We start from the raw sequence: 22388 nt of genomic DNA, 5'->3' as shown, positions 1-22388 counted from the left end.
GTTACAGCTTGCTTTCGAATTCCAGCCTTGCCTCCGCCTCGCACGGCACCACGAGGCGCACGCACAGGCCGTGCGGCGCGACGGGGCTGATGTCGAGCTCGGCGCCGATTGCCCCGGCTCGTGAATGCATGCTGCGCAGTCCCTTGCCCAGGCTGCCGGACACGGGCGGCGCGCCCAGCCCCCTGCCGTTGTCGCGCACTTCCAGCACCATCGCGCGACCATGGGCGTGCGGCGCGACGCGCAGCTCGACGCGGCTCGCGCGGGAGTGGCGCAAGGCGTTCGACAAGGCTTCCTGCGCCACGCGGCAGACCTGCGACGCGGTTTCCGCCGGCATCGGGAAAGTCTCGGATTCGGCGGAGACGCTCCATTCGAATGCGACGCCCATGCGCTCGAACGCGGGCCGCAGCCGGTAGCGCAGGTGGCCCAGGCGCTCGACGACGGTGCTGTCGCCCTGGTCGTCGAGGTCGTCCACCGTCATCTGCAGTTCGAGCAGGCAGGCCTGCAGCGCCATCGAGAGGCTGTCGGGGCCGCCCGATTTCGGGTCCTGGCTGGCGAGCAACGCCACCAGCCTCGAGCCAACGCCGTCGTGCAGGTCATTAGCGATGCGGCGGCGCTCGGCCATCACGGCCTCGGCCTGGCGAAACCGCACGGCGCGCCGCTGCGAGACGTACCAGATGCCCAGGATCATTCCCAGCACCAGCACGTTGACCGCCTGCAGTGCCCAGAAGGCGAATGGCACGTCGCCGGCCATGACGGTGACGGCGGAACCTGCCCTGATGGCCTGCGCGGCGACCGGCGTCAGGTGCAGCGCGCCTGCTAGCGCGGCCCATGCCAGCAGCCGCCGGCGCGAGACATATTGGCGCAGCCAGACGAGCAGCACGCACCAGGAGCCGATCGACAACCACACGAACTGGTCTTCCAGAAGATGCGGAAGCTGAAGGACCTGCGGCGCGAGCATGGCATGGCCTACAGAAGTCCCCGGTGGGAGGCGAAGCTCACGGCCTGCGCGCGGGTGTGGGCGTGCAGCTTGCGGTAGATGTTCTTGACGTGTGCGTTAACCGTCTGGGCACTGATGGTCAGCTGCAATGCGATCTCTTCGGTTACATAGCCCGTCGCTACAAGTCGCAACACTTCGCGCTCCCTGGCGGATAACGTCGCCTTGCTGTCCGGCGGGCGCACCGGGTTCACGTTGGAGCGCTTGTGGTCGAGGTGCACGAGCAGCCTGCGGGCCAGCCGCGGGGTGATGGCGGCACCGCCATTGACCACCTGCAGCACGGCCTGCGCATAGCTCTGGAACCACGCGTTCTTGACCAGGTAGCCGGAGGCGCCGAGCTCGAAGGCGTGCAGCACCTGGGGCTCGTCTTCGAGGGCGGAAATGACGATGATCTCGGCCGCGCTGCGATGGCGCTTGGCCTCCTCGATCAGCTCGAAACCGCTGCCGTCTCCGAGGCGGATGTCGACCATGAGCACGTCGAACTCGTGCTGCATCAGAAGCCGCCGTCCTTCGCGCAGCGTGCCGGCCTGCCCTTCGAGCTGGATGCGCAGATCGCCAAGCAATTCCTGAGCGATGACGCGACGCACGAAGGGGTCGTCATCGACCAGAAGAACGCGCACGGGCTTGGTCTGTTGCCCGGTCAGAAAATCGGGCCACGGGAGGGTATCCGCGGACGGTGAAAGTAGTCCGCCGAACTGGCCAGGGTTGTTGTATTTCCTAGCGGAGTTGTTTGAATCTGTCAACGAAATGTCGAGATCGCTTTCCATTTCAGCCCCTTTTTGACAACTAGCTCATCTTGTTCGTTTCCAAAAGTTAATTCATTTCTACTCAGATTTTGAGCTTCAACTTTTTTGATTACTTTGGTTGCATCCTGTTGCGATTGACTATTCGTGTCAAGCAAAAGTAGTAATTCTCCCTTTGAGCATCGCATGTAATGCCCGCGCGCAGGAGCCTCGAGGACACCGCTTGACATGTCTTTTGCCATAGCCTCGCTCTACCCAGTCGGGGCCTTTTCCACTGGCTTCCTGCGCGCTGGAACAGTGTTTCCGGGGGGGCACGCGGCCATTCGAATCCGCGCCACTGCCCGTCAGCTGATGGCCGGGTGCTCGCCTTGCCTTACCCTTGCGCGATGACAATCCTCGCGCGCCTGTTGCGCGTACTGCGTGCCCTGCTCCGCGCCGTCGGCACCGCGCTCATCGTTCCCCTGCTGCTCTTCGAGGAGTGGGGCTGGGAACCGCTGGCGGCACTTGCCGCGCGGCTGTCCCGCCTTCCCCTCTGGGCCGCGCTCGAGGCAAGGCTGCGCCGGCTTCCACCGTGGGGCGCGCTGCTGGCCTTCTTCATTCCTGTGCTGTTGCTGCTGCCGGTGAAGGTGCTGGCGCTCTTTCTCTTCAGCCGTGGTCATGCAGCGACCGCCCTTGCGGTGCTGGTGCTGGCCAAGCTGGTGGGCACGGCCATCGTGGCGCGGATCTTCCAGCTGGTCGAAGGGCCGCTGATGCGCATTCCGTGGTTCGCCCGCTGGTATCCGCGTTGGAAGGCCTGGAAGGACCGCGTGCTTGACTTCGTTCGACAAAGCCGTCCCTGGCGCGTAGTGCGGGCACTGAACCGGCGTGTGGTTCGCGGCTGGCGGCGGTTAAGGGAAGGCTGAGTCTTGTTTTTACCCGGATGTATTGCTGCTTTAATTTAACCCGGGTAATATTTGAAACATGAACCTGTCCACGGAAAACCGCCGCGCCCTCATCCGGCAATACAAGGAAACCCCGCGCCCCGCCGGCGTTTACGCGATCCGCAACAAGATCAGCGGCCGCGTCTACGTGGCCGGCAGCCTCGACGTCGAAGGCGCCATGAACCGCGCACGCTTCGAGCTGAACATGCGCTCCCACCGCAGCAAGACGCTCGGGCAGGACTGGATCGCGCACGGCGCCGAGTATTTCAGCTTCGAGGTGGTCGACCGCGTCAAGGAGCGCGAGGACCCCGGCTTCGATCGCAAGGCCGAACTCGAGAAGCTTCTTTCGCTATGGCAGGAAGAGCTTCAATGCTTCGGCGCGAACGGCTACAACACACCCTGAGCGCATGCGCGACACATGGCGACGAGATGACGCGCACCGAAGCGCGGCAGCGAGTAGATTACGCACCTCGTTTCGCTTGGTACCCCCCAGGAACAAACAAACATCCGAATGTCTTCCGACACCCCGACAACCACCCTGACCGTGTTCTTCGGCTTCCAGCGCGTCGCACAGGGCAGCAAGGCCGAAGTGCTCGAGCAACTGCGTCGCCGCGACGACCCCGGTCCGTATCTCGTGTTCGACGACCAGACCGGCACGCAGCTCGATCTCGACATGCGCGAGCTTCCGCCCGAGTTGCGCTACCCCGAGGCTGAGCCGCATCGCGACGATGCGCCGCGCGGCGTGGGCCGCCCCAAGCTCGGCGTGGTCGCGCGCGAAGTCACGCTGCTGCCGCGTCACTGGGACTGGCTGGGACGCCAGCCCGGCGGCGCATCGGTCGCGCTGCGCAAGCTGGTGGAAGACGCGCGCCGCGTGAACGCCGAGCGCGACACCGTGCGCGCCGCGCAAGAAGCCGCCTACCGTTTCATGACCGCCATCGCGGGCAACCTGCCCGGCTTCGAGGAAGCCACCCGCGCGCTCTTCGCCGGCGAGGAGCAGCGCTTTGCCAACCTGACCGAACCCTGGCCCGCCGACGTGCGCGCCCATCTGCAGAAACTCGCGGCCGCCGGCTGGAACCGTCAATGAGAACGACAACAGAGACGACCGCCACCGGCACCGGCAGCAGCAGCCCCGGTGGCGGCCAAAGCGGCCTGCAGGGCGTGCCCGTGGCACCGGTGAACGCGCCGCGGCCCCTGTGGAAGGTCTTTCTCTTCTTCCTCGCGCCGATGTTGCTCAGCAACATCCTCCAGTCGCTCTCCGGCACGCTCAACAACGTGTACGTGGGCCAGATGCTCGGTGTCGGCGCGCTCGCGGCGGTGTCGAGCTTCTTCCCGGTGATGTTCTTCTTCATCGCCTTCATCATCGGCCTGGGCGCCGGCGCCTCGGTGCTCATCGGCCAGGCATGGGGCGCGCGCGACGTCGCCAAGGCCAAGGCAGTGGCGGGTACCACGCTCACCGTCGGCGTGCTGATGGGACTGGTGATCGCCGTGTTCGGCGGCGCGTTCACCACGCCGATGCTGGCCGCGCTGGGCACGCCGCCCGACGTGCTGGCCGACTCCACGCGCTATGCCCGCATCATGCTGATCGCGATGCCCGGCGTGTTCCTGTTCCTGTTGGCCACCGCGATGCTGCGCGGCGTGGGCGATACCGTCACGCCGCTCTTCACGCTGCTGATCTCCACGCTGATCGGCCTGGTGGTCACGCCCGCGCTCATCCGTGGCTGGGGCGGCTTTCCACAACTCGGCGTGGCGAGCGGCGCGTGGGCGTCGGTGCTGTCTTTCATCGTGGCGACCACCTGGCTCGGCTTTCGGCTGCGCCAGCAGAAGAGTCCGCTTGCGCCCGATGCGGCGTTCTTGCGCAGCCTGCGCATCCAGCCGCACCTGCTGAAGGCCGTGCTGCGCATCGGCGTGCCCACGGGCGTGCAGATGATCGTGGTGGCGCTGGCCGAAGTGGTGCTGCTGTCGATGGTCAACGGCTTCGGCTCCAACGCCACGGCGGCCTACGGCGCGGTGAACCAGGTGGTGGCCTACGTGCAATTCCCCGCCATCTCGATCGCGATCACCACGTCGATCCTCGGCGCGCAGGCCATCGGCGCGGGCCGCGCCAACCGGCTCGGCGCCATCGCGAAGACGGCGCTGCTGATGAACCTGGTGCTGACCGGCGGGCTGGTGCTGCTGGGCTACCTGTTCTCGCGTCCGCTGATGGGCTTCTTCATCACCAGCGCGCCGGTGATCGAGATCGCCCAGACGCTGCTGCACATCATGCTGTGGAGCCTCGTGGTCTTCGGCATGGCTTCGGCGCTGTCGGGGATCATGCGCGCCAGCGGCTCGGTGCTGGTGCCCACGCTGATCTCCATCTTCTGCATCCTGGGCGTGGAAGTGCCGGTGGCCTGGGCCATGAGCCACCGCATCGGGCTCGACGGGATCTGGGTGGCCTACCCCGTGACCTTCGGCGCGATGCTGCTGCTGCAGACCGCGTACTACCAGCTGGTGTGGCGCAAGAAGGCGATCCACCGGCTGGTGTAGCCGCTGTGCGTTCGGCCTTCTACTTGCCGTCGAAGGCCCGCTGCACCTCGGCGAGGTCGAGCTTGACCATCTTCATCATGGCCTGCATCGCGCGGTTGGCCTTGGCCTGGTCCTTGTCCTGGAACATGCGGATCATGGCCTTGGGCGCAACCTGCCACGACACGCCGTAGCGGTCGGTGAGCCAGCCGCACTGCACCGGCTCGCCGCCGCCTTCGAGCAGCCTGTCCCAGTAGTAGTCGACGTCGGCCTGCGTCTCGCAGGGCACGAACATCGAGATGGCCGGGTTGAACTTGTACTGCGGGCCGCCGTTGAGAATCATGAACTCCTGCCCGTCGAGCTCGAAGGTCGCGGTCAGCAGCGAGCCCTTGCGCTCGGGGTTGGCGTCGCCCCACAGCAGCGTGTCGGTGACGCGCGAGTTCGGAAAGATGCCGCTGTAGAAATTCAGCGCCTCTTCTCCGTTGGTGTCGAACCAGAGACAGGGAACGATCTTCTGCATAGGGGTCTCCTTGATGTGATGATGAACCTTGAGGTTCAGTATCGAAGCGTGCGCGGGTGCCTGTCAACCCGTGCGATGCCTGTCAGTGGGAAGTTGTCAGGCGATGCGATAGAAGCCCTGTTCGGAGCGCACGCCCGCCTTCTTCGTGAACTCGACCGGATCGAAGCCCTCTTGCGCGAACTTCTTCTTGACGAACTCGGTGGCCGAGCCCACGGCCTGCTCGCTGGTCCATTCGACCAGCGTCAGGACGTTGAACTCGCTGGCTCCGCCGGTCTGGTCCAGCACATGCGCGCGCAGGCAGCCCGGCAGGTTGCGCAGCGTCTGCTGGATACGCTGCATCTGCGCGATGAAAGCCGGCCGTGCTTCGGCTGGCACCGCGAACTTGTCGACCCGGAAAACAGGACCGGAAGCGGAGAGCGAGGACGAAGGCGAGGATGGAGCGATGGTGTCGTGCGACATGAAGCGGATTCCTTGTGGAAAAAGATGCGCACGGGACCCGCGCGCTGGAAGTTATTCTCAAACCTCAAGTAAAGCTGAGGTCAAGAGGTTTTTCTCTTCCATGAACGACGCACTTCAACGAGCCGGCATCTCCCCCACGCTCACGGTCGGCGAGGTCGCCCGCCGCAGCGGCGTGACCGTGTCCACGCTGCATTTCTACGAGGCGCAGGGCCTGATCGCCAGTACCCGCACCGCGGGCAACCAGCGACGCTATCCGCGCACGGTGCTGCGGCGCGTGGCCTTCGTGCGGGTAGCCCAGAGGGTGGGTATCTCGCTTGCCGAGATAGGCGCTGCCCTGGCGACCCTCCCCGAATCCGCCGCGCCGAGCCGCGAGGACTGGGCCCGGCTCTCGGCCTCGTGGCGCGCAGAGCTGGACGAACGCATGACGCAGTTGCAGAAGCTGCGCGACACCCTCGACGACTGCATCGGCTGCGGCTGCCTGTCGATCGACCGCTGCAAGTTGCGCAACCCGCTCGACCGGCTTGGCGCCGAAGGCCAGGGGCCGCAGCGGCTGCTGGTGAAACGACGCGCCTGAGAAGCTCAGGCGCCCGCGCCGAAAACATTCCGCCATCGACGGGCCTCGGGCGCATTGACCGCGCTTTCCGGCGGCCGCCGGTGCCAATGATGGCGCGCCGCCACGAAGGCAGAATGGAAAAACAAAGGACACCGAATGACGAGTACTTCATCCACACCCGAGGCCGCCCGCGCCTACGCCGTCGAGATGCATGGCGACCAGAAATACGGCACGCATCCCTACGTGCACCACCTGGACGCCGTCGCCGCCCTGCTCCAGCCCTACGGCGACCGGGCACGCGTGGTCGGCTACCTGCACGACGTGGTCGAGGACACGGCCGCCACCGTGGCCGACGTGCGCTCGCGCTTCGGCGAACTCGTCGCCGCCTGTGTCGTGCTGCTGACCGACGCGCCCGGCGCCAACCGCAAGGAGCGCAAGGCCAAGACCTACGCCGCGCTCGCGCAGGTCAAGGGAGACGAGGAACTGGCCCTGCTGGTGAAGGCCGCCGACCGGCTGGCCAACGTGCGCGCCTGCGTGGCCGACGGCCATCGCGCGCTTTGGGACACGTACCACGGCGAGCATCCGACCTTCAGGGCCGCCGCGTTCAGGGCCGGGCAATGCGATCCGCTGTGGGCGGAGCTCGACACCCTGCTCTCTCCCGCGCACGCGCCTCTCGCCAGCTAGCGGGCACGCCGGTTCGAGAACTCCATTACCCCGTCCGCCACCGAGCCGAAGCGCAGGCTCAGCAGATCGCGCGCGTAGTTCTGGTACACCCGCCACGGCGCGTGCGAGCCCTGCTTCGGAAACTTGCCGATCGAGCGCTGCACGTAGCCCGAGGAGAAATCGAGCCAGGGCTCGGGCGCCAGCGCCGGGTCGGCGTTGCGCGGCGTGCATTGGCTCCAGCCGTGCTTCTCCATGTGGTTGAGCACGCGGCAGACGTAGGCGCAGGTCAGGTCGCTCCGGAGCGTCCACGAGGCGTTCGTGTAGCCGAAGGACGAAGCCAGGTTGGGCACGTCGCTGAACATCAGGCCCTTGTAGTTGAAGGTTGCGGCCGGCTCAAGGCGGCGGCCGTCCACCTCCACCTGCACGCCGCCGAGCACTTCCAGCTCGAGCCCGGTGGCGGTGACGACGATGTCGGCCTCCAGCTCCGTGCCCGACTTCAGCCTGATGCCGCGCGGCGTGAAGCTTTCGACATGATCAGTGACCATCGAGGCCCGCCCCGCGTTGATGGCCGCAAACAGGTCGCCGTCGGGCACCAGGCACAGGCGCTGGTCCCACGGGTTGTAGCGCGGCGTGAAATGGGTGGCGACGTCGTAGTCGGGGCCCAGCGCCTGCCGCACGCCGCCGAGGATCATCTTCTTCGCGTAGTCGGGCTTGCGCCGCGCGAGGCGGAAGAAGTACATCGACAGCAGCACGTTCTTCCAGCGCGTGAGCCCATAGGCCAGCCCGGCCGGGAAGATGCGGCGCAGCCTGCGGGCGATCGGGTCCTGCGCCGGGCGCGCGACGACGTACGTGGGCGAGCGCTGCAGCAGCGTCACGTGGCCGGCGGTCTTCGCCATCGCGGGCACCAGCGTCATCGCCGTCGCGCCGCTGCCGATGACGACCACGCGCTTTCCGCTGTAGTCCAGGTCCTCGGGCCAGTGCTGCGGATGAACGACGCGGCCCGTGTAGTCGGCGATGCCCGCGAAGTCGGGCGTGTAGCCCGCGTCGTATCTGTAGTAGCCGCTGCACAGGAAGAGAAAGTTGCAGCGCAGGCGCAGCGGAAGGCGCTCGGGTCCGCGCTCCACGTCCACGCTCCAGCAGGCATCGGGCGTCGACCACGAGGCGCGCACCACGCGGTGGTTGAAGCGGATCTTGCGGTCGATGCCGTGCTGCGCCGCCGTCTCACGCAGGTAGTTCAGGATCGACGGCCCGTCCGCGATGGATTTCGCCTGCGTCCACGGCCGGAACGAGTAGCCCAGCGTGTACATGTCGGAGTCCGAACGCACGCCCGGATAACGGAACAGGTCCCAGGTGCCGCCGCTGCGCTCGCGCCCTTCGAGGATCGCGTAGCTGCGGCCCGGGCAGTGCTTCTGCAGGTGGTAGCCGGCACCGATGCCGGAGAGCCCGGCGCCGACGACCAGCACGTCGAAGTGCTGCTGTTCCTCGCTCTCTTCCCGCATCGGTTGTCTCCTTTCATTTCTTGCCGTCCGTGCCTCCTGCCGCCGGTGGAGTGCTCTGGATCATCAGCCACGCGCTCAATGCACTGAGCACGGCCAGCGCCGCGCTCGACAGCATCACCCAGCGAAAGCCCGCGACGAAGGATTCGGCCACCGCCCGCTTCACCGCCGCAGCGGTGGCCGCGTCCGCCCCCGGAGGAATCGCCGCGCCCGCCAGCTTGCTGCGCTCGCCTTCGAGAAACGCCGCCAGTTGCGCCGACGCGCCCATCTCGCGCAGATGGCCGGCCAGCGCCGTGTCGAAGGCCCAGGCCATGATCGCGCCGAACACCGCGATCGCCAACACCGCCGCCGCGCGCGACACCGCGTTGTTCACGCCCGAGGCCACGCCCGCCAGCTCGGCGCCGACCGCGTTCATCACCGTGGTCGTCAGCGGCGCGACCGTCACCGTCATGCCGAAGCCAAGCACCACCACGGCCGGCAGGAAGCCGCTCCAGTAGCTCGCACCCACGCCCGGCAGCGCGAACAACGCGAAACCCACGGCGGCGATGGCTGGTCCGATCACCAGCGGCATGCGCGGCCCGAAGCGGTCGACCAGTTGCCCGGCCCAGCCCGAGAGCGCGAACATGATGAAGATGAATGGCAGCAGCGCCGCGCCCGCCACGGTGGCCGAGTAGCCCTGCACCTGGATCAGGTTGAGCGGAAAGAAATACAGCCCCCCGCCCAGCGCCGCGTAGAGCAGCAGCGTCAGCAGGTTGGCGCCGCTGAAGTTGCCGATGCGCAGCAGCTCCAGCGGCAGCATCGGCGTGCGCGCCTTGCGCTCGGCGACGAAGAAGGCGACGCTTCCCAGCACGCCGATGGCCAGCGCCGAAAGCACCGCCGCCGAACCCCAGCCCTGCGTCGGTGCCTCGATGAAGGCGTAGACGATGCCGCCGAGCCCGGCTGTCGCCAGCAGCGCGCCCCACAGGTCGAGGCCGCCGCTGGCGGAGGCGCCGCGGCTTTCGGGCACATGGCGCCACACGATCCACAGCACCAGCAGCGCCATCGGCACATTGATGAGAAAGGCCCAGGTCCACGAGAAATGATCGACCAGGAAGCCGCCCAGCACGGGCCCCACCGCCGCCGTGATGCCGCTGAAGCCCGACCAGGTGCCGATGGCCTTGCCGCGTTCCTTCTCCGGATAGGCCGCGCTGATGAGCGCCAGGCTGCCCGGCACGAGCAGCGCGCCGCCGACGCCCTGCACTGCCCGCGCCGCGATGAGCTGCTGCACGTTGGCCGCGAGCGCGCAGGCCACCGACGACAGCGCGAAGATGCCCACGCCTATCGCGAAGATGCGCCGCCGGCCGTAGTGATCGCCCAGCGCACCGCCTACCAGCAGCAGCGCCGCCAGCAGCAAGGCGTACGACTCGACCACCCATTGCGCTTGGAAGGCCGTGGCGTGCAGGTCGGCCTGGATGGCCGGAAGCGCCACGTTGACCACCGTGCCGTCGATGAAGGCCATGCTCGACCCCACGATGGCCGCCGCCAGCACCCACGGCCTGGCGGCTTCAGGACAGCCGGTCCCGTCGCCCTCTCCCGCGTGGGAGCCATGAAGGCCATGAAGAATCAGCGTCTCGTCGCAGGGCGCCTTGCCGATCTGTGCCATGGGGTCTCCTTTTCATGGGATTCCGGTCTCGCACTGTCCCCTCAGGGGAAAAGAAAACTCAGGTCGCGCAGGCGGTCGCCGACGGATTCGCCCGTGCCGCGCTCACGCTGCGTGCCATCGCGGCAGCGGCCGCCGAGGTCACGCGCTGTGCACCTTGCGCCACCGCATCCATTCCGTTGCCTACCGCCTCGCCCAGGCTCAGTTGGCAAACGATAGTGCGCGCCTCGTCCGAGCGCCGCAGCGTCCAGCTGAAATTCGCGTCCACGCGGCCGCCGTCGACCGCATCGAACTGCCGCAGCTGCACCGCGATGCGCCATACCGGCTGAGAACTCTGTCGCCCGCCCTTGGTCACGTCGAGCGCGCCGAGCCGGCCAGCGATGCCGCTGGCCAGCGCGTCGCGCAGTTCGTTCTCGAAGGACGAGGCCCAGCGGTGCTGCTCCAGCACCTCGACCTGCACGCTGCCGTTGGGCTGGCGCACGACCATCTGCGGCCGCGCGAAGCGCTCGGGCACGGCCACGGGCGCGAGCTCGATGTAGAGCGGCGCGGCGCTGCCGAGCGTCGAAGGCGCGGCATCGGCCACGGCCACCGGGCTTGCCAGCGTGTAGTAGTTGTCGGGCTTGCTCGCGCAGCCCGCGAGCACCGCCAGCGCTGCTGCGGCCGTCGCCATCGCGGCCACGGATGAGAGGTGGTTCTTTTTCATTTTTTGTTGTCGTCCGGTTTGCCGCGCAGCAGCGATTCGGGATGGCGCTCGAGGTAGTCGGTCAGCACGCGCACCGAGCCGGCGGCGCGCGTGAGCTCCTGCAGCGTCTGGCGCATGTCCTGCTGCAGCGGCGAGTCGTCGGCCAGGGTGCGTTCGGCCGTGTTCACGGTTTTGCGCACGTCCTTCATGGCCGCGGCCAGTTCGGGCGTGACGTCGTTGTTGATGCGCTTGACCGTTTCCTCGGTGGCCGTGAGCGTCTTGTTGAGCGAGGCGAGCGTGGTGCGCAGGTCGCCCGCGATCTGCTCGTACGGCACCTTGTTGAGCTTGGTCGCGATCTCCTGCACCTGCGACTGGATCTCGTCGAGGCTGTTGGGCACCGTGGGCAGCTCGATCGGGTTCTTCGCCAGGTCGATCTTCGCGGGCAGCGCCTTCGGGAAGAAGTCGAGCGCCACGTAGACCTGCCCGGTCAGCAGGTTGCCGTTGCGCAGCTGGGCGCGCAGGCCCTTCTCCGCCAGGAAACGCAGCCGCTCCTGCTGCGTGGAGCGGGACTCGGTGCCGCTCTCGCCCGCGCGGCGGCGCAGGCGATCGGGGTAGACCTGCACCAGCACCGGCATGCGGAACTCGCGCTCGGCGCGGTCGAACTCCACGCCGATCGACTTCACCTCGCCGATCACCACGCCGCGGAAGTCGACCGGCGCACCCGGCGTCAGGCCGCGCAGCGACTGGTTGAAGTACATCAGCAGCGTCTGCGAAGGCCCGTCGGGCTCCTTCATGGCCGCGGACTCGTCCTGCGCCAGCGTGAAGGAGGCGTTCTCCTTGGCTACCGGCCCCATCGCGTCGTCGGGCGCCTGGAAGGCGATGCCGCCGAGCAGGATGGTCGCGAGCGACTGCGTGCGCAGCGTGAAGCCGCTGGCGCTGAGCTGTGCGTCGATGCCGCTGGCCTGCCAGAAGCGCGTGTTCATGCCCACGAACTTGTCGTACGGTGCATTGACGAAGACACGCAGCGTCACGCCGCGGCCGTCGCCGTCGAGCTCGTAGGCCGCCACCTGACCGACCTTGATGCGCCGGAAGTACACGGGCGAGCCCACGTCGAGTGAGCCCACGTCGTTGGCGCGCAGAAGAAACTGCTTGCCCGAGTCGTCGCGCGTGACGGTGGGCGGGGTTTCGAGGCCGGTGAACTCGCCCGCCGTTTCCTGCGACACACCCGCGTCGGCGCCGATGTAGGCCCCCGACAGCAGCGTGTTCAGACCCGAGATGCCCGAGGTGTCCAGCCGTGGGCGCACCACCCAGAAGCGCGAGTCGGAGGCGGTGAAGCTCTGCGCATCCTTGTTGAACTGCACCAGCACGCGCACATGAGAGCGGTCGCGCGCCAGCCGCAGGCTGGTGACCAGGCCGATCTGCACGTCCTTGTACTTCACGGCGGTCTTGCCGGCCTCCAGGCCCTCGGCGGTCTTGAAGGTCAGCACCACCTCCGGGCCGCGCTCCATGATGATGCGGGCCACCAGCGTGATGCCCACCAGCGCGGCCACGATGGGAATCAGCCAGATCAGCGACGGCAGCCATTCGCGCCGGCGCACCACGCGCGGCCTAGGCAGCGGAGGCTGGCCGGATGGCTCTGGTTTGTCCTGGGGTCGGTCTTCTTCACTCATGCTGGTTTCTCGTCCCTGTTTTCATGTCCCTGTACACAGTGCTCACGGTGCTCACGCTCCTCGCGCAGCGCGCCTTCTTCGTTGTCCTGCAGGATGGCCTGATCTTCCCTGCTGTCCCAGGTGAGCTTCGGGTCGAAGCTCAGCGAGGCCAGCATCGTCAGCACCACCACCGAGCCGAAAGCCGCAATGCCCACGCCCGCGGTGATGACCGCGAAGCCCTGGATCTGCACCAGCCCCGTCAGCAGCGACACCACGAACACGTCGAGCATCGACCAGCGGCCGATGATCTCGATGATGTGATAGAGCTTCGCCCGCTCGCGCCGCCGCCAGGTGCTGCCGCGCTGCGCCAGCACCACGAGCAGCAGCAGCACCGCCAGCTTGAACAGTGGCACCAGGAAGCTCGCGATGAAGACGATGGCCGCCAGCCCGTAGGCACCGGACACCCAGAAGTAGATCACCCCGCTCAGGATGGTGTCGTTCTGCGTGCCGAACAGCGTGCGCGTGATCATCACCGGCAGCAGGTTGGCCGGGATATACATCATGCAGGCCGCGATCAGGAAGGCCCAGGTGAGCTTCAGGCTCTGCGGCTTGCGCGTGTGCAGGTGCGTGCCGCAGCGGCCGCAGGCGTCGCCCTCCTCGGCATCTTTCCAGACGGCGCCGCAATGGCGGCAGGCCATGTAGCCCATCGAGGCGGCGGTGGGAACCCGCGCATCCGCTTCATGTTCGTGGTGGTAGCGCTCGCCGTAAGCCGCGAGGCTCCCGAGGCGCTGCCGGAGGCGGCCCTGCGGCTTCATGCAGATGCCCCGCCCTTCTCTTCTTCAGCGGCCCCTTCACCAACATCTGCGCCCTTCGGCCGGAACGCCATCTCCCAGAACGCGCCCGGGTCGAAGGACAGCACCGCCGTCAGCATCACCGTGAGCGCCACGAAGGCCCACAGCGCCGGCCCCGGCACCACGGTCGCCATGCTGGAGAGCTTGACGATGGCGACCAGCACGCCGAGCAGGAAGACTTCGATCATTCCCCAGGGCCGCAGCGACTGCATCGCCCGCACCAGCAGCGCGAAACCCACGGGCCGATGCTCGCGGCTCAACGGAACCAGCAGGTACGCCAGGATGCACAGCTGAAGAAAGGGAAAGAGGATGGTCGTGGCCAGCACCAGCAGTGCCACCACCGACATGCCCTCGGCGCTCAGCGCCACCACCGCGCCGGCCAGCGTGGTCTGGCTGCGCAGGCCCTGCAGCTCGATCTCGACGATGGGAAACAGGTTCGCGATGGCGAACATGATGAGGCAGGCCACCGTCAGCGGGAGGATCCGGCGCTCCTGCTGGCCCGGATGCCGGTCGAGCTCGGTGCCACAGCGCGGACAGTGCGCCACGTCTCGAGGGCGCAGGGGCGTGCGGCCGTAGACCGCATCGCAACCCGGGCAAACCACGGTTTCAGGTACTTCCGTCATGGGTGAGTACCCTAACTCATTCAGCCGCCGTGGCTTGTCGTCTTGAGCCGCAGGCTGCTGAAAACCGCCGCCACCGCGGCAAAACTGGCCGCCAGCACCAGCGCCACCACCGGCCCGTGGCCCCCGTGCGGGCTCCAGATGCTGAAGACGCCCGCCAGCACCACGGCGCCCAGCGTCTGTCCGGTAAGCCGGGCCGTGCCCAGCATGCCGCTGGCCGCACCACTGCGGTGCGCCGGCGGCGAGGTCACGATGGTGTGGTTGTTCGGCGACTGGAACAGGCCGAAGCCCAGCCCGCACAGCGCCATGCGCCAGGCGATGTCGGCATTGCCCGGATGCGCCGGCAGCGCCGCCAGCAGCGCCAGGCCCGCGGCCAGCAGGCCCAGCCCGATGCCGCCCAGCAGCCCGTCGGGGTAGCGGCCGATCAGCCGCCCCGCGATGGGTGCCATCACCACGATGGCCAGCGGCCACGCCGTGATGAGCAAGCCTGCCTCGATGTGGCTGCGGCCGTACACATCCAGCAGCAGGAAAGGCAGCGCGATGTAGGCCAGCATCTGCGCGCAGAACGCCGCCACCGACGTGCTCATCGACAGCGCGAACACCGGAATGCGCAGCAGGTCGATGGGAAAGAGCGGCACCGCTTCCTTGCGCTGGCGACGCAGGTAGACGAAGCCGACCACCAGCCCGGCCAGCAGGATCGCCCATGCCGAAGCCTGCGAGCCGCCGTCCTGCACCGAGCCCTCGCGCACGCCGAGCCGGTCCACGCCCAGGAACACCAGCGAGAACATCAGTACGTTGAGCGCCACATCCACCGGCGAGAAGCGCAGGCCCGCGGCCGGCGGCACGCGGTTGAAAGGCAGCGCCTTCATGCCCAGCGCGAAGGTGACGAGGCCCAGCGGCACGTTGATGGCGAAGAGCCAGGGCCAGGAAGCCACCGACAGGATGGCCGCCGCCACCGATGGCCCCGCCACCGACGAGGTGGCCACCACCAGCGAGTTGATCGCCATGCCCTTGCCCAGTTGCGACGACGGGTACGTGAGTCGCACCAGCGCCGCGTTCACGCTCATGATGCCCGCCGCGCCCAGGCCCTGGAACGCGCGTGCCGCGATCAGCGTGCCCAGCGAGTTGGCGAAGGTTGCGGCCAGCGATGACAGCGTGAACACCGCCATGCCCACCAGGTACACGCGGCGGTAGCCCACGAGGTCGCCCAGCGAGGCCAGCGGCAGCAGCATCACCAGCGTGGCGATCTGGTACGCGTTGACCACCCAGATCGACTGCGAGGGACTGGCATTGAGCTTGTGCGCGATGCCCGGCAGCGCCAGGTTGACGATGGTGCCGTCGAGCACCGCCACGATCAGCCCGAGGATGATGACCAGCATCGCCCAGCCGCGCTCCGGCTGTGCCAGCCCGTCGATGGGCCGGGGCCCAGCGTTGCCGCCGTTGTCGTTGTCTTCGGCGGCCGGGAGCGCGGCGCCTGCGCGTACCGTGTTCATCAGGCTTGCTGTGTCCTTCCTGTCTTTCCTGCCTTACCCGTGGGTTCGGATCGCACGCCGCCCAGCGTGAGCCAGGTCAGCACCAGCGCGATGAGCGCGCCGCCGGCCATGCCGGCCACCATCGGCAGCGGCCTGCCATCGGTGAAGAGGCCCACCACCGCCATCGCCAGCGCACCCGTGAGCATCTGCAGCGTGCCCAGCAGCGCCGAGGCGGTGCCTGCGATCGCGCCGTGCATCTCGAGCGCGAGCACGCCGGTGGTCGGAATCACCAGGCCCATGAAGCCCGAGGCGATGAAGTACAGGACGATGAGCACCCAGATGCTGTCGCCGCCCATCGCGAAGTAGACGAACATCGCGATCATCGCGGCGCCGCAACACACCACGCCGAACTTCACGAGGTTGACCAGCCCGTAGCGCTCGCCCAGCACGCCGGTGAACTGCGAGGCGCCGATGAAGGCGGCCGCGTTCACGCCGAAGGCCACGCTGTAGAGCGCGGGCGAAAGGCCGTAGTGGTCGATCATCACGAACGAGGAGTTCGCGAGGTAGGTGAAGAAGCCCGCCATCGCGAAGCTGCCGATGAACACCAGCCCAAGGTAGTGCGAGTCGCGCAGCAGCAGCCAGTAGGCCGAGAGCGCACTGCCCAGGCTGCTTTCGACGCGCTCCGATGCCGGACGCGTTTCGCCGAGCAGCTTCACCATCATGGCGAGGCCCGCCACGGCTGCGACGGTCACGGCCCAGAACACGCCGCGCCAGCCGGAAAAAGCGATGACGGCGCTGCCCGCGAGCGGCGCGAGGATCGGCGACACGCTGAACACCAGCATCAGCAGCGACATCAGCCGCGCGGCGTCGGTGCCCGTGTGCAGGTCGCGCACCACCGCGCGCGGAATCGCCATGCCGGCGGCGGCGCCCAGGCCCTGGATGAAACGCAGCACGATCAGCGTCTGGATGTCGGTCGCCAGCGCGCAGCCGATGCTGGCGAGTGCGAACAGCAGCAGCCCCGCGTACAGCGGCGGCTTGCGGCCCACCATGTCGGAGATAGGCCCGTAGATCAACTGACCCGCGCCGAGCGAAAGGAAGAAGGCCGTGAGGCTCATCTGCACCGCGCCGATGTCGGCATGCAGGCTCTGTCCGATGGCGGGCAGCGCCGGCAGGTACATGTCGATGGCGAATGGCCCGATGGCCGAGAGCAGGCCCAGCAGAAGGGCCATCTTGAAGAACGGAGAAGAACGCATTCCAGCGATTGTCGCGAAGCGCGGCACTCGCTGCTGGCGTGGGGTCTGCGACCCTCGGTGCCCTCCCCTCGCTAATTCCTGGCAAAGAATCGCGCGGGTGCGGCGCTGTGGAACTGCGCCCGGATGAGCTGTTTCGTCTTACTACTTGCCCTGCGGCGACTTGCTCGCGGGCCAGAACACCAGCGCGCGCAGCTCGATGCTGCGCCGCGGCGGCGCCTCCTGCGAGCCCGTCGGGTTCTCGAAGGCGGTGTGCGCGGTGTAGCGCGCCACACCCTGCTCGAGCGAGTCGTAGATCTTCAGCAGCAGCGCCTCGTCGGGCCGAAGCCTCGGGAACCAGTACCACTGGTGCTCCGGATTCCAGGTGAAGGAGTAAGTCTCGCCCACCTTGTCGGGATAGACCAGATCGCTGGGCACCAGGTCCTTCGGCGAAATGGAGCGCGCATCGCACAGCGCGAGCGGCAGGCGCTCCACCGTGGCCAGCGGTCGCCACAGGTTGATGATCGCGAAGCGGCTCTTCAGGCGCTCCTCGGCCTCTTCCGGCGGCAGGTGCGCGTGCACGCGGCGCGGCGCGGAAACGAAGGTCTGGTCGTTGTGCACGCGGCGCACCGGCTCGCGCAGCTCGGCCGTGCGGCGCGAGCCCTGCGCGCTGTCGCGCAGCGTGTGGTCGAACACGACGACCTTCTCAGCGCCGGTCACGTCGCGCAGCAGCGCTTCGGACTCGCGGTAGTAGACGTCGCGGATCGTCGCGTCATGCGAGAAGTCGGCGAGCGCACTGCGGTGCGAGATCTGCGTGAAGCCGCTGCGGTCGAGCGTCAGCTCGTTCAGCGCCACCAGTGGCCGGCCGTCGCGGATGGTCACGCGGCGCGGCTCCAGTTCACCGGTCACCCAGGGCGTGCCGGGCGGCGGCTCGAATGTGTAGCTCACGGGCCGGCCCTGGCCCGCCTTCAGGTAGTTGAGCTCGGCCTCCACCGAAGGCAGGTTGGCGGCCAGCATCTGTCCATTGGACCCAGCGCTCATGCGATGTGACTCCTCGAAACGGTTCCTCGACGAATGGGCACAGAGGCTATACCCGCGCCCCGGCGCGCGGAACGACGCAAAGGCGATAACCATATTCAGCGGCAGGTGGTGCCCTGCCGCGCTTGACGCAGCACCCGGCTTCACTGCATGCGCCGTGCCCGCTACGCTATCGGCTTCCAGGACCGTTCATAACAACTCGCAGCATTCGTCATCCAGGAGAAGATCGCCCATGGCCCTCGCCCGCACGGTTCACGCCGACCTCTTGCGCGTGTTCGTTCTCACGCTCGTATCGCTGTTCGCCATTCCGGCGGCCACGCTTGCCTTCACCGAATACGCGCTGCGTTCGCAGGACGCCGAATTCCTGCAGGCGATGGAAAAGCGCATCGCCAACGACAGCCGCCTCACACCCGCCGACAAGGCCGAGGCAACCGGCTTCTACCGCAGCCACCAGCTCTCCAGGGCCTGCGACGCGACCGCGCCCGAAGACCGGAATTTCCATGACAAGGTGTGCAGCCCCTATTCGATGCAGTGGCAGTTCCACTGGGCCGACCGCGCCGCCATCTGGACCATCGTGCTCGGTGCCGCGCTGCTCGCCGCGGCGCTGGTGCTCGGCGCGCTGGCCTTCGCCAACCGGGGCCTGCGCTACGCCAGCTTCGTCGCGGGCTGGCGGCTCATGACGGTGTCGAGCGCGGTCGAAGTCGTGCTGCAGAGCGCGATGCTGGTGTGGCTGTCGTTCTGGCTCACCGCGTATTTCTGGCACAGCTACTACGTCAAGCTCATCGCGCTGGCGGGCATCGCGGCCGGCGCGGCGGTGTTCTATGCGATCTACACCCTGTTCAAGAAACTGCCCTCGGGCAACGAGATCGAGGGCGAGCTGGTGTCGCAGGCCGACGCGCCGCGCCTGTGGGAGCGCATCCGCCAGCTCGCCGGCCGCGTGAAGACGGCGCCGCCAGACCAGGTCGTGGCCGGCATCGACACCAACTTCTTCGTGACCGAGGCCCCTTGCGAGGTCAAGGGGCGCCCCCTGCAGGGCCGCACGCTCTTCGTGAGCCTGCCGCTGTTGCGCGTGCTCGACCAGACCGAAGCCGACGCTGTGCTCGCGCACGAACTCGCCCACCTGGGCGGCGGCGACACCCGCAGCAGCGCAGCGCTGGGCCCCAAGCTGCTGCAGTTCGACCAGTACACCTGGAAGATGCGAAGCGGCGGCCTCACCATCGTGGCGCACTACCTGCTGCGGCTGTACCGCATGATCTTCGCCTTCGCGCTGGCCCGCGACAGCCGCGAGCGCGAATACAAGGCCGACCGCGTGGCCGCCGGCCTCACGGCGCCGCACGCCATCGTGCAGTCGCTCATCAAGATCTCGGCCTACGCGAGCTACCGCAACGACGTGGAGCGGAAGCTCTTCGAGCAGGACCGCGAGCATGACGGTGCGCTGGGCATCGCCCGCTTCGTGGCCGACGGGCTGCCGCCCTACGCCAACTCCGAAGCCTTCATCGAGGCGATGAAGACGGCCGGCGTGCCGCACCCCTACGACAGCCACCCGCCGCTGCTTGATCGCATGCGCAACGTCGGCCACCACGTGCCCGAGAACGCCTACGGCGGCATCGTCGCGACCGCACCCCAGGCCTCGTGGGCCGACGAGATCGAGACCGCCGGCGCCATCGAGCAGCGCCTGTGGAGCGAATACGAGCAGCGCTTCGTGCAGAACCACGAGCTGAGCCTGGCCTACCGCTACGAGCCGGCGACCGAGGAAGAGCGCATCGTGGTGCTGCGCCATTTTCCGCCGGTGGGCTTCGCGCTGAAGAACGGCGAGCGCATCGACATCAGCTACGAGGGCATGCACCCCAGTGCCGACGGGGCTTCGACCATCCCGTGGGACGAGGTCAAGAGCCTGACCTACAAGGACAGCAGCTTCGGCGACACCCTCATCGTCACCCACCACGACAAGGGCATGCTGGGCGCGCGAACCACCAAGGTGAAGCTCGCGGGCCTCGGCAAGCAGAAGGAAAACTTCAAGGGCGTCGTCGGCCACTACTGGCGGCGCCACCAGATCATGAGGGCTCGGCAACAGCCGTGAAATCGGTGACCACGGCCGCTTTTCGGTCTTCGGCGGGTGCGATCGGGGCCGTCCGGGCGCCATTCCATGTGCCGCGATTGGTGCGGTTTTTCACGTTCCTCGCGGTCACAAACGTCATCTGAATGTTGCCCACAGCCGTTCTGGAAGGGCGCCCATTCAACGACGCATTCCAGTCCATCGATGTCATTGCCTAGAAAGAACGCCATGAAGACCAAGCATTTCATCATCTCCAGCATCCTCGCTTTCGCCGGCCTCGCCGTGCTGGCACCGGCCGCCTCGGCCGCGCCCTACCACCATCCCAAGAAGCACAAGGTGTGCAAGTGGGATGCGCGCCATCACCACCGCGTCTGCCACTGGGTGCGCTGATCCGGCCTCTCGGTCCACGGACCGCAGTAGAAAGCCCGCTTACGCGGGCTTTCTACGTTTTGGACCAGCTCAGTACAGCGTCGCCCGCTGCCGCGCCGGCAGCTCCCGGTCGTAGGCCTCGCCATCGAAGGCCGCTTCGGTCATCGCCGACAGGATGGCCCCGGGCGTCGGCACCTCGCGCTTCGCATCCGCCGGCAGCGGCGCCCACAGCTTCGAACGCTGGATCGCCCGGGCGCACTGGAAGAACACCGTCTCCACCGTCACGCGGATCACGCATTGCGGCTGCTTGCCCTCCATGGCGAAGCGCTCCAGCAGCGCCGGCTCGACCGTGAGCTGCGCCCTGCCGTTCACCCGCAGCGTCTCGCCCACACCCGGAATCAGGAACAGCAGCGCCACGCGCGGATCGGCCACGATGTTGCGCAGGCTGTCGATGCGGTTGTTGCCTCGCCGCTCGGGCATGAGCAGCGTCTTCTCGTCCTGCACCGCGACAAAGCCCGGCGGGTCGCCGCGCGGAGAAGCGTCCAGCCCGCCCGGGCCGATGGTGGCCAGCACCGCGAAGGGCGAGGCGGCGATCAGCGCCTGGTAGCTCGGGTGCAGGTAAGGCACCTCCTTCTTCAGCGAGGCCTCGCCGGGCACTCCGAAAAGGGCTTCGAGCTGGGCAACGGTTTCGATCGTGTGAGAGGTCGTCATGTGCTTTCCTGCTGGATGTTGGTGGATTGTGGCGACGCGCTCCAGCCGCAGGCCAGTGCCGCCATCGCGAGCAGCAAGGCGGCCACGCCGTAGATCCACGGCGGCGACGCGACCGGCAGCAGCAGGCCCGCGATCAGAGGTCCGGCACCGGCGCCGATGTCGCGCCATACCGAGCGCGCCGCCAGCGCCTGCACGCGTTCCGGCCCAGGTGTGCGGCGGGCCACAATGGGCGGCAACAGCGGCAGTTGCAGTGCGCGCAGCACCACGATCAGCGCCGCGCAGCTCCACAGCCAGCCGAAGCCGAAGCCCACGAGCGCGATGGCGGTGACGAGCGACAGGCTCACCAGCAGGCGCTCGGCGCCGAAGTGCTCGGCCATGCGCCCGCCGACTGGGCTCAGCAAGATCTCCGCGAGATAGCGCAGTGCCATCAACACGCCGGCCACGATCACGGCGCCGCCGGGCAGCAGGTCCTTGCCCAGATAGGAGAGGCCGACGATGAAGAGCCCGTCGAGCGCCAGCCCTTCCATGAACGACCAGCTGTCCAGGTTGTTGGGCAGCTTGAAGCGCCTCGCCGGCTTGCTCACGGGATGCGGCGCTGCCGGAAGCCGCCGCGTGACGAACCATGCGAGCAGCGAGAACACCGCGAGGATGCCGAAGATCGCGCGCGGCCCTGTCCAGTGCGCCAGCAGCGCACCCAGCGGCAGCGCGAGCACAGGCCCCAGCGCGATGAAGGCACGCGAACGCCCGTTGCGCCGCGCCGCGCCCACCGGGTCGGCCGTGGCCAGTGCCTGCGTCGACAGGTTCAGCGCCGCGAAGCACAGGCCCCACATCAGCCGCAGCGGCAGCAGCGCCCAGAAGCCCGAGAGCGTCGCGTAGCCCAGCCCGCACACCGCAGCCGCCACGACCGCGATGGTGCAGGTCAGCCGGTCGCCGCTGCGGGCGTAGAAGCGGGCCACGAAGCCGTAACCGGCAATGCGCACCAGCCGGTTGGCCGCGAGCAGCATGCCGGCCTCGGCGAGCGTCACGCCGAACTGGCTCGCGTACATCGGCAGCAGCAGGTAGAGCACCACGTCGGCCGGCAGCGAAAGGCCGAGGGCCATCGCCGCATGGCGGGAATTCAGGTCGGTGGGGGATGTTTGGGGATCGGGTGAAGGGCGTGGCATCGAGCCTCGATGGTGCGACGGCACCCGCCTTGCCGACAAACGACATTAACGACCGTCATGCG

23 protein-coding genes are annotated in these 22388 nt (G+C 67.7%); 8 read left to right on the top strand and 15 right to left on the bottom strand.

Features of this window, described 5'->3' with window-relative positions:
• Nucleotide 1: 1 nt before the first annotated feature.
• Nucleotides 2-958 (bottom strand): sensor histidine kinase, encoded by a 957-nt coding sequence (locus tag AC1VNX_RS17160; RefSeq protein ID WP_483157775.1) that lies wholly within the window; start codon nt 956-958, stop codon nt 2-4.
• Nucleotides 959-966: 8 nt separating this feature from the next.
• A complete protein-coding gene (locus AC1VNX_RS17155) occupies nt 967-1761 on the bottom strand; it encodes a LuxR C-terminal-related transcriptional regulator (protein ID WP_483157774.1) in 795 nt (264 codons plus the stop codon).
• A 362-nt stretch (nt 1762-2123) separates the two neighbouring features.
• Here AC1VNX_RS17155 and AC1VNX_RS17150 point away from each other — a divergent pair, with 362 nt between their 5' ends.
• The 4 genes from AC1VNX_RS17150 to AC1VNX_RS17135 all read left to right on the top strand — a co-directional run bounded on the left by AC1VNX_RS17150 (nt 2124) and on the right by AC1VNX_RS17135 (nt 5180).
• The gene (locus AC1VNX_RS17150) at nt 2124-2639 is read left to right on the top strand and encodes a hypothetical protein (protein WP_483157773.1); all 516 of its coding nucleotides are present in this window, start codon (nt 2124-2126) and stop codon (nt 2637-2639) included.
• Nucleotides 2640-2697: 58 nt separating this feature from the next.
• Nucleotides 2698-3060, top strand: coding sequence for a GIY-YIG nuclease family protein (locus AC1VNX_RS17145; protein ID WP_483157772.1), 363 nt, complete (start codon nt 2698-2700; stop codon nt 3058-3060).
• A gap of 108 nt (nt 3061-3168) precedes the next feature.
• Nucleotides 3169-3741, top strand: coding sequence for a DUF2239 family protein (locus AC1VNX_RS17140; protein ID WP_483157771.1), 573 nt, complete (start codon nt 3169-3171; stop codon nt 3739-3741).
• The gene (locus AC1VNX_RS17135) at nt 3738-5180 is read left to right on the top strand and encodes an MATE family efflux transporter (protein WP_483157770.1); all 1443 of its coding nucleotides are present in this window, start codon (nt 3738-3740) and stop codon (nt 5178-5180) included. Before AC1VNX_RS17140 ends, AC1VNX_RS17135 begins: the two co-directional genes overlap by 4 nt.
• A 19-nt stretch (nt 5181-5199) precedes the next feature.
• Here AC1VNX_RS17135 and AC1VNX_RS17130 read toward each other — a convergent pair whose 3' ends face one another.
• A complete protein-coding gene (locus tag AC1VNX_RS17130) occupies nt 5200-5676 on the bottom strand; it encodes a VOC family protein (protein WP_483157769.1) in 477 nt (158 codons plus the stop codon).
• Nucleotides 5677-5772: 96 nt separating this feature from the next.
• Nucleotides 5773-6135 carry an antibiotic biosynthesis monooxygenase family protein gene (locus tag AC1VNX_RS17125; protein ID WP_483157768.1) on the bottom strand — a complete coding sequence of 121 codons (363 nt, stop codon included), beginning with the start codon at nt 6133-6135 and terminating at the stop codon, nt 5773-5775.
• 100 nt (nt 6136-6235) lie between these two features.
• Between AC1VNX_RS17125 and soxR the strand changes: the two genes are divergently transcribed.
• Complete coding sequence (gene soxR, locus AC1VNX_RS17120) at nt 6236-6709, top strand: redox-sensitive transcriptional activator SoxR (RefSeq protein ID WP_483157767.1); 474 nt, start codon at nt 6236-6238, stop codon at nt 6707-6709.
• A 135-nt stretch (nt 6710-6844) separates the two neighbouring features.
• Complete coding sequence (locus AC1VNX_RS17115) at nt 6845-7372, top strand: HD domain-containing protein (protein WP_483157766.1); 528 nt, start codon at nt 6845-6847, stop codon at nt 7370-7372.
• On the opposite strand, the gene AC1VNX_RS17110 is transcribed toward AC1VNX_RS17115, so the two are convergent.
• The 9 genes from AC1VNX_RS17110 to AC1VNX_RS17070 all read right to left on the bottom strand — a co-directional run bounded on the left by AC1VNX_RS17110 (nt 7369) and on the right by AC1VNX_RS17070 (nt 18030).
• A complete protein-coding gene (locus tag AC1VNX_RS17110) occupies nt 7369-8850 on the bottom strand; it encodes a flavin-containing monooxygenase (RefSeq protein ID WP_483157765.1) in 1482 nt (493 codons plus the stop codon). The genes AC1VNX_RS17115 and AC1VNX_RS17110 overlap by 4 nt on opposite strands.
• Before the next feature lie 13 nt (nt 8851-8863).
• Nucleotides 8864-10489, bottom strand: a complete 1626-nt coding sequence (locus AC1VNX_RS17105) for an MFS transporter (RefSeq protein WP_483157764.1) — start codon at nt 10487-10489, stop codon at nt 8864-8866.
• Nucleotides 10490-10547: 58 nt separating this feature from the next.
• Nucleotides 10548-11189, bottom strand: coding sequence for a PqiC family protein (locus tag AC1VNX_RS17100; protein ID WP_483157763.1), 642 nt, complete (start codon nt 11187-11189; stop codon nt 10548-10550).
• Nucleotides 11186-12838, bottom strand: coding sequence for a PqiB family protein (locus AC1VNX_RS17095; RefSeq protein ID WP_483157762.1), 1653 nt, complete (start codon nt 12836-12838; stop codon nt 11186-11188). The genes AC1VNX_RS17100 and AC1VNX_RS17095 overlap by 4 nt, the downstream gene beginning before the upstream one ends.
• Nucleotides 12835-13632 (bottom strand): paraquat-inducible protein A, encoded by a 798-nt coding sequence (locus AC1VNX_RS17090; RefSeq protein ID WP_483157761.1) that lies wholly within the window; start codon nt 13630-13632, stop codon nt 12835-12837. Before AC1VNX_RS17090 ends, AC1VNX_RS17095 begins: the two co-directional genes overlap by 4 nt.
• Entirely contained in the window at nt 13629-14291 is a 663-nt protein-coding gene (locus AC1VNX_RS17085) for a paraquat-inducible protein A (protein ID WP_483157760.1), read from the bottom strand. Before AC1VNX_RS17085 ends, AC1VNX_RS17090 begins: the two co-directional genes overlap by 4 nt.
• 20 nt (nt 14292-14311) lie before the next feature.
• The gene (locus AC1VNX_RS17080) at nt 14312-15781 is read right to left on the bottom strand and encodes an MFS transporter (RefSeq protein WP_483157759.1); all 1470 of its coding nucleotides are present in this window, start codon (nt 15779-15781) and stop codon (nt 14312-14314) included.
• Nucleotides 15781-17013, bottom strand: coding sequence for a multidrug effflux MFS transporter (locus tag AC1VNX_RS17075; protein ID WP_483157758.1), 1233 nt, complete (start codon nt 17011-17013; stop codon nt 15781-15783). Before AC1VNX_RS17075 ends, AC1VNX_RS17080 begins: the two co-directional genes overlap by 1 nt.
• 141 nt (nt 17014-17154) lie before the next feature.
• The gene (locus AC1VNX_RS17070) at nt 17155-18030 is read right to left on the bottom strand and encodes a CmcJ/NvfI family oxidoreductase (RefSeq protein ID WP_483157757.1); all 876 of its coding nucleotides are present in this window, start codon (nt 18028-18030) and stop codon (nt 17155-17157) included.
• Nucleotides 18031-18259: 229 nt separating this feature from the next.
• On the opposite strand from AC1VNX_RS17070, the gene AC1VNX_RS17065 reads away from it, so the two are divergent.
• Both AC1VNX_RS17065 and AC1VNX_RS17060 read left to right on the top strand, forming a co-directional pair.
• On the top strand, nt 18260-20107 hold the full coding sequence (locus AC1VNX_RS17065; protein ID WP_483157756.1) for a M48 family metallopeptidase: 1848 nt from the start codon (nt 18260-18262) through the stop codon (nt 20105-20107).
• Between the two features lie 204 nt (nt 20108-20311).
• Nucleotides 20312-20473, top strand: coding sequence for an HHHH-motif protein (locus AC1VNX_RS17060; protein WP_483157755.1), 162 nt, complete (start codon nt 20312-20314; stop codon nt 20471-20473).
• A gap of 69 nt (nt 20474-20542) precedes the next feature.
• Here the strand turns inward: AC1VNX_RS17060 and AC1VNX_RS17055 are convergent, their stop codons facing one another.
• Complete coding sequence (locus tag AC1VNX_RS17055) at nt 20543-21163, bottom strand: pyridoxamine 5'-phosphate oxidase family protein (protein ID WP_483157754.1); 621 nt, start codon at nt 21161-21163, stop codon at nt 20543-20545.
• Nucleotides 21160-22263, bottom strand: a complete 1104-nt coding sequence (locus AC1VNX_RS17050) for an MFS transporter (protein WP_483157753.1) — start codon at nt 22261-22263, stop codon at nt 21160-21162. Before AC1VNX_RS17050 ends, AC1VNX_RS17055 begins: the two co-directional genes overlap by 4 nt.
• Nucleotides 22264-22388 lie beyond the last annotated feature (125 nt).

The sequence above is a fragment of the Variovorax sp. TLI9-5A genome (genome assembly GCF_056867935.1).
Note: the sequence above shows the minus strand (reverse complement) of the source record. Positions and strands in the feature narration are given on the sequence as shown.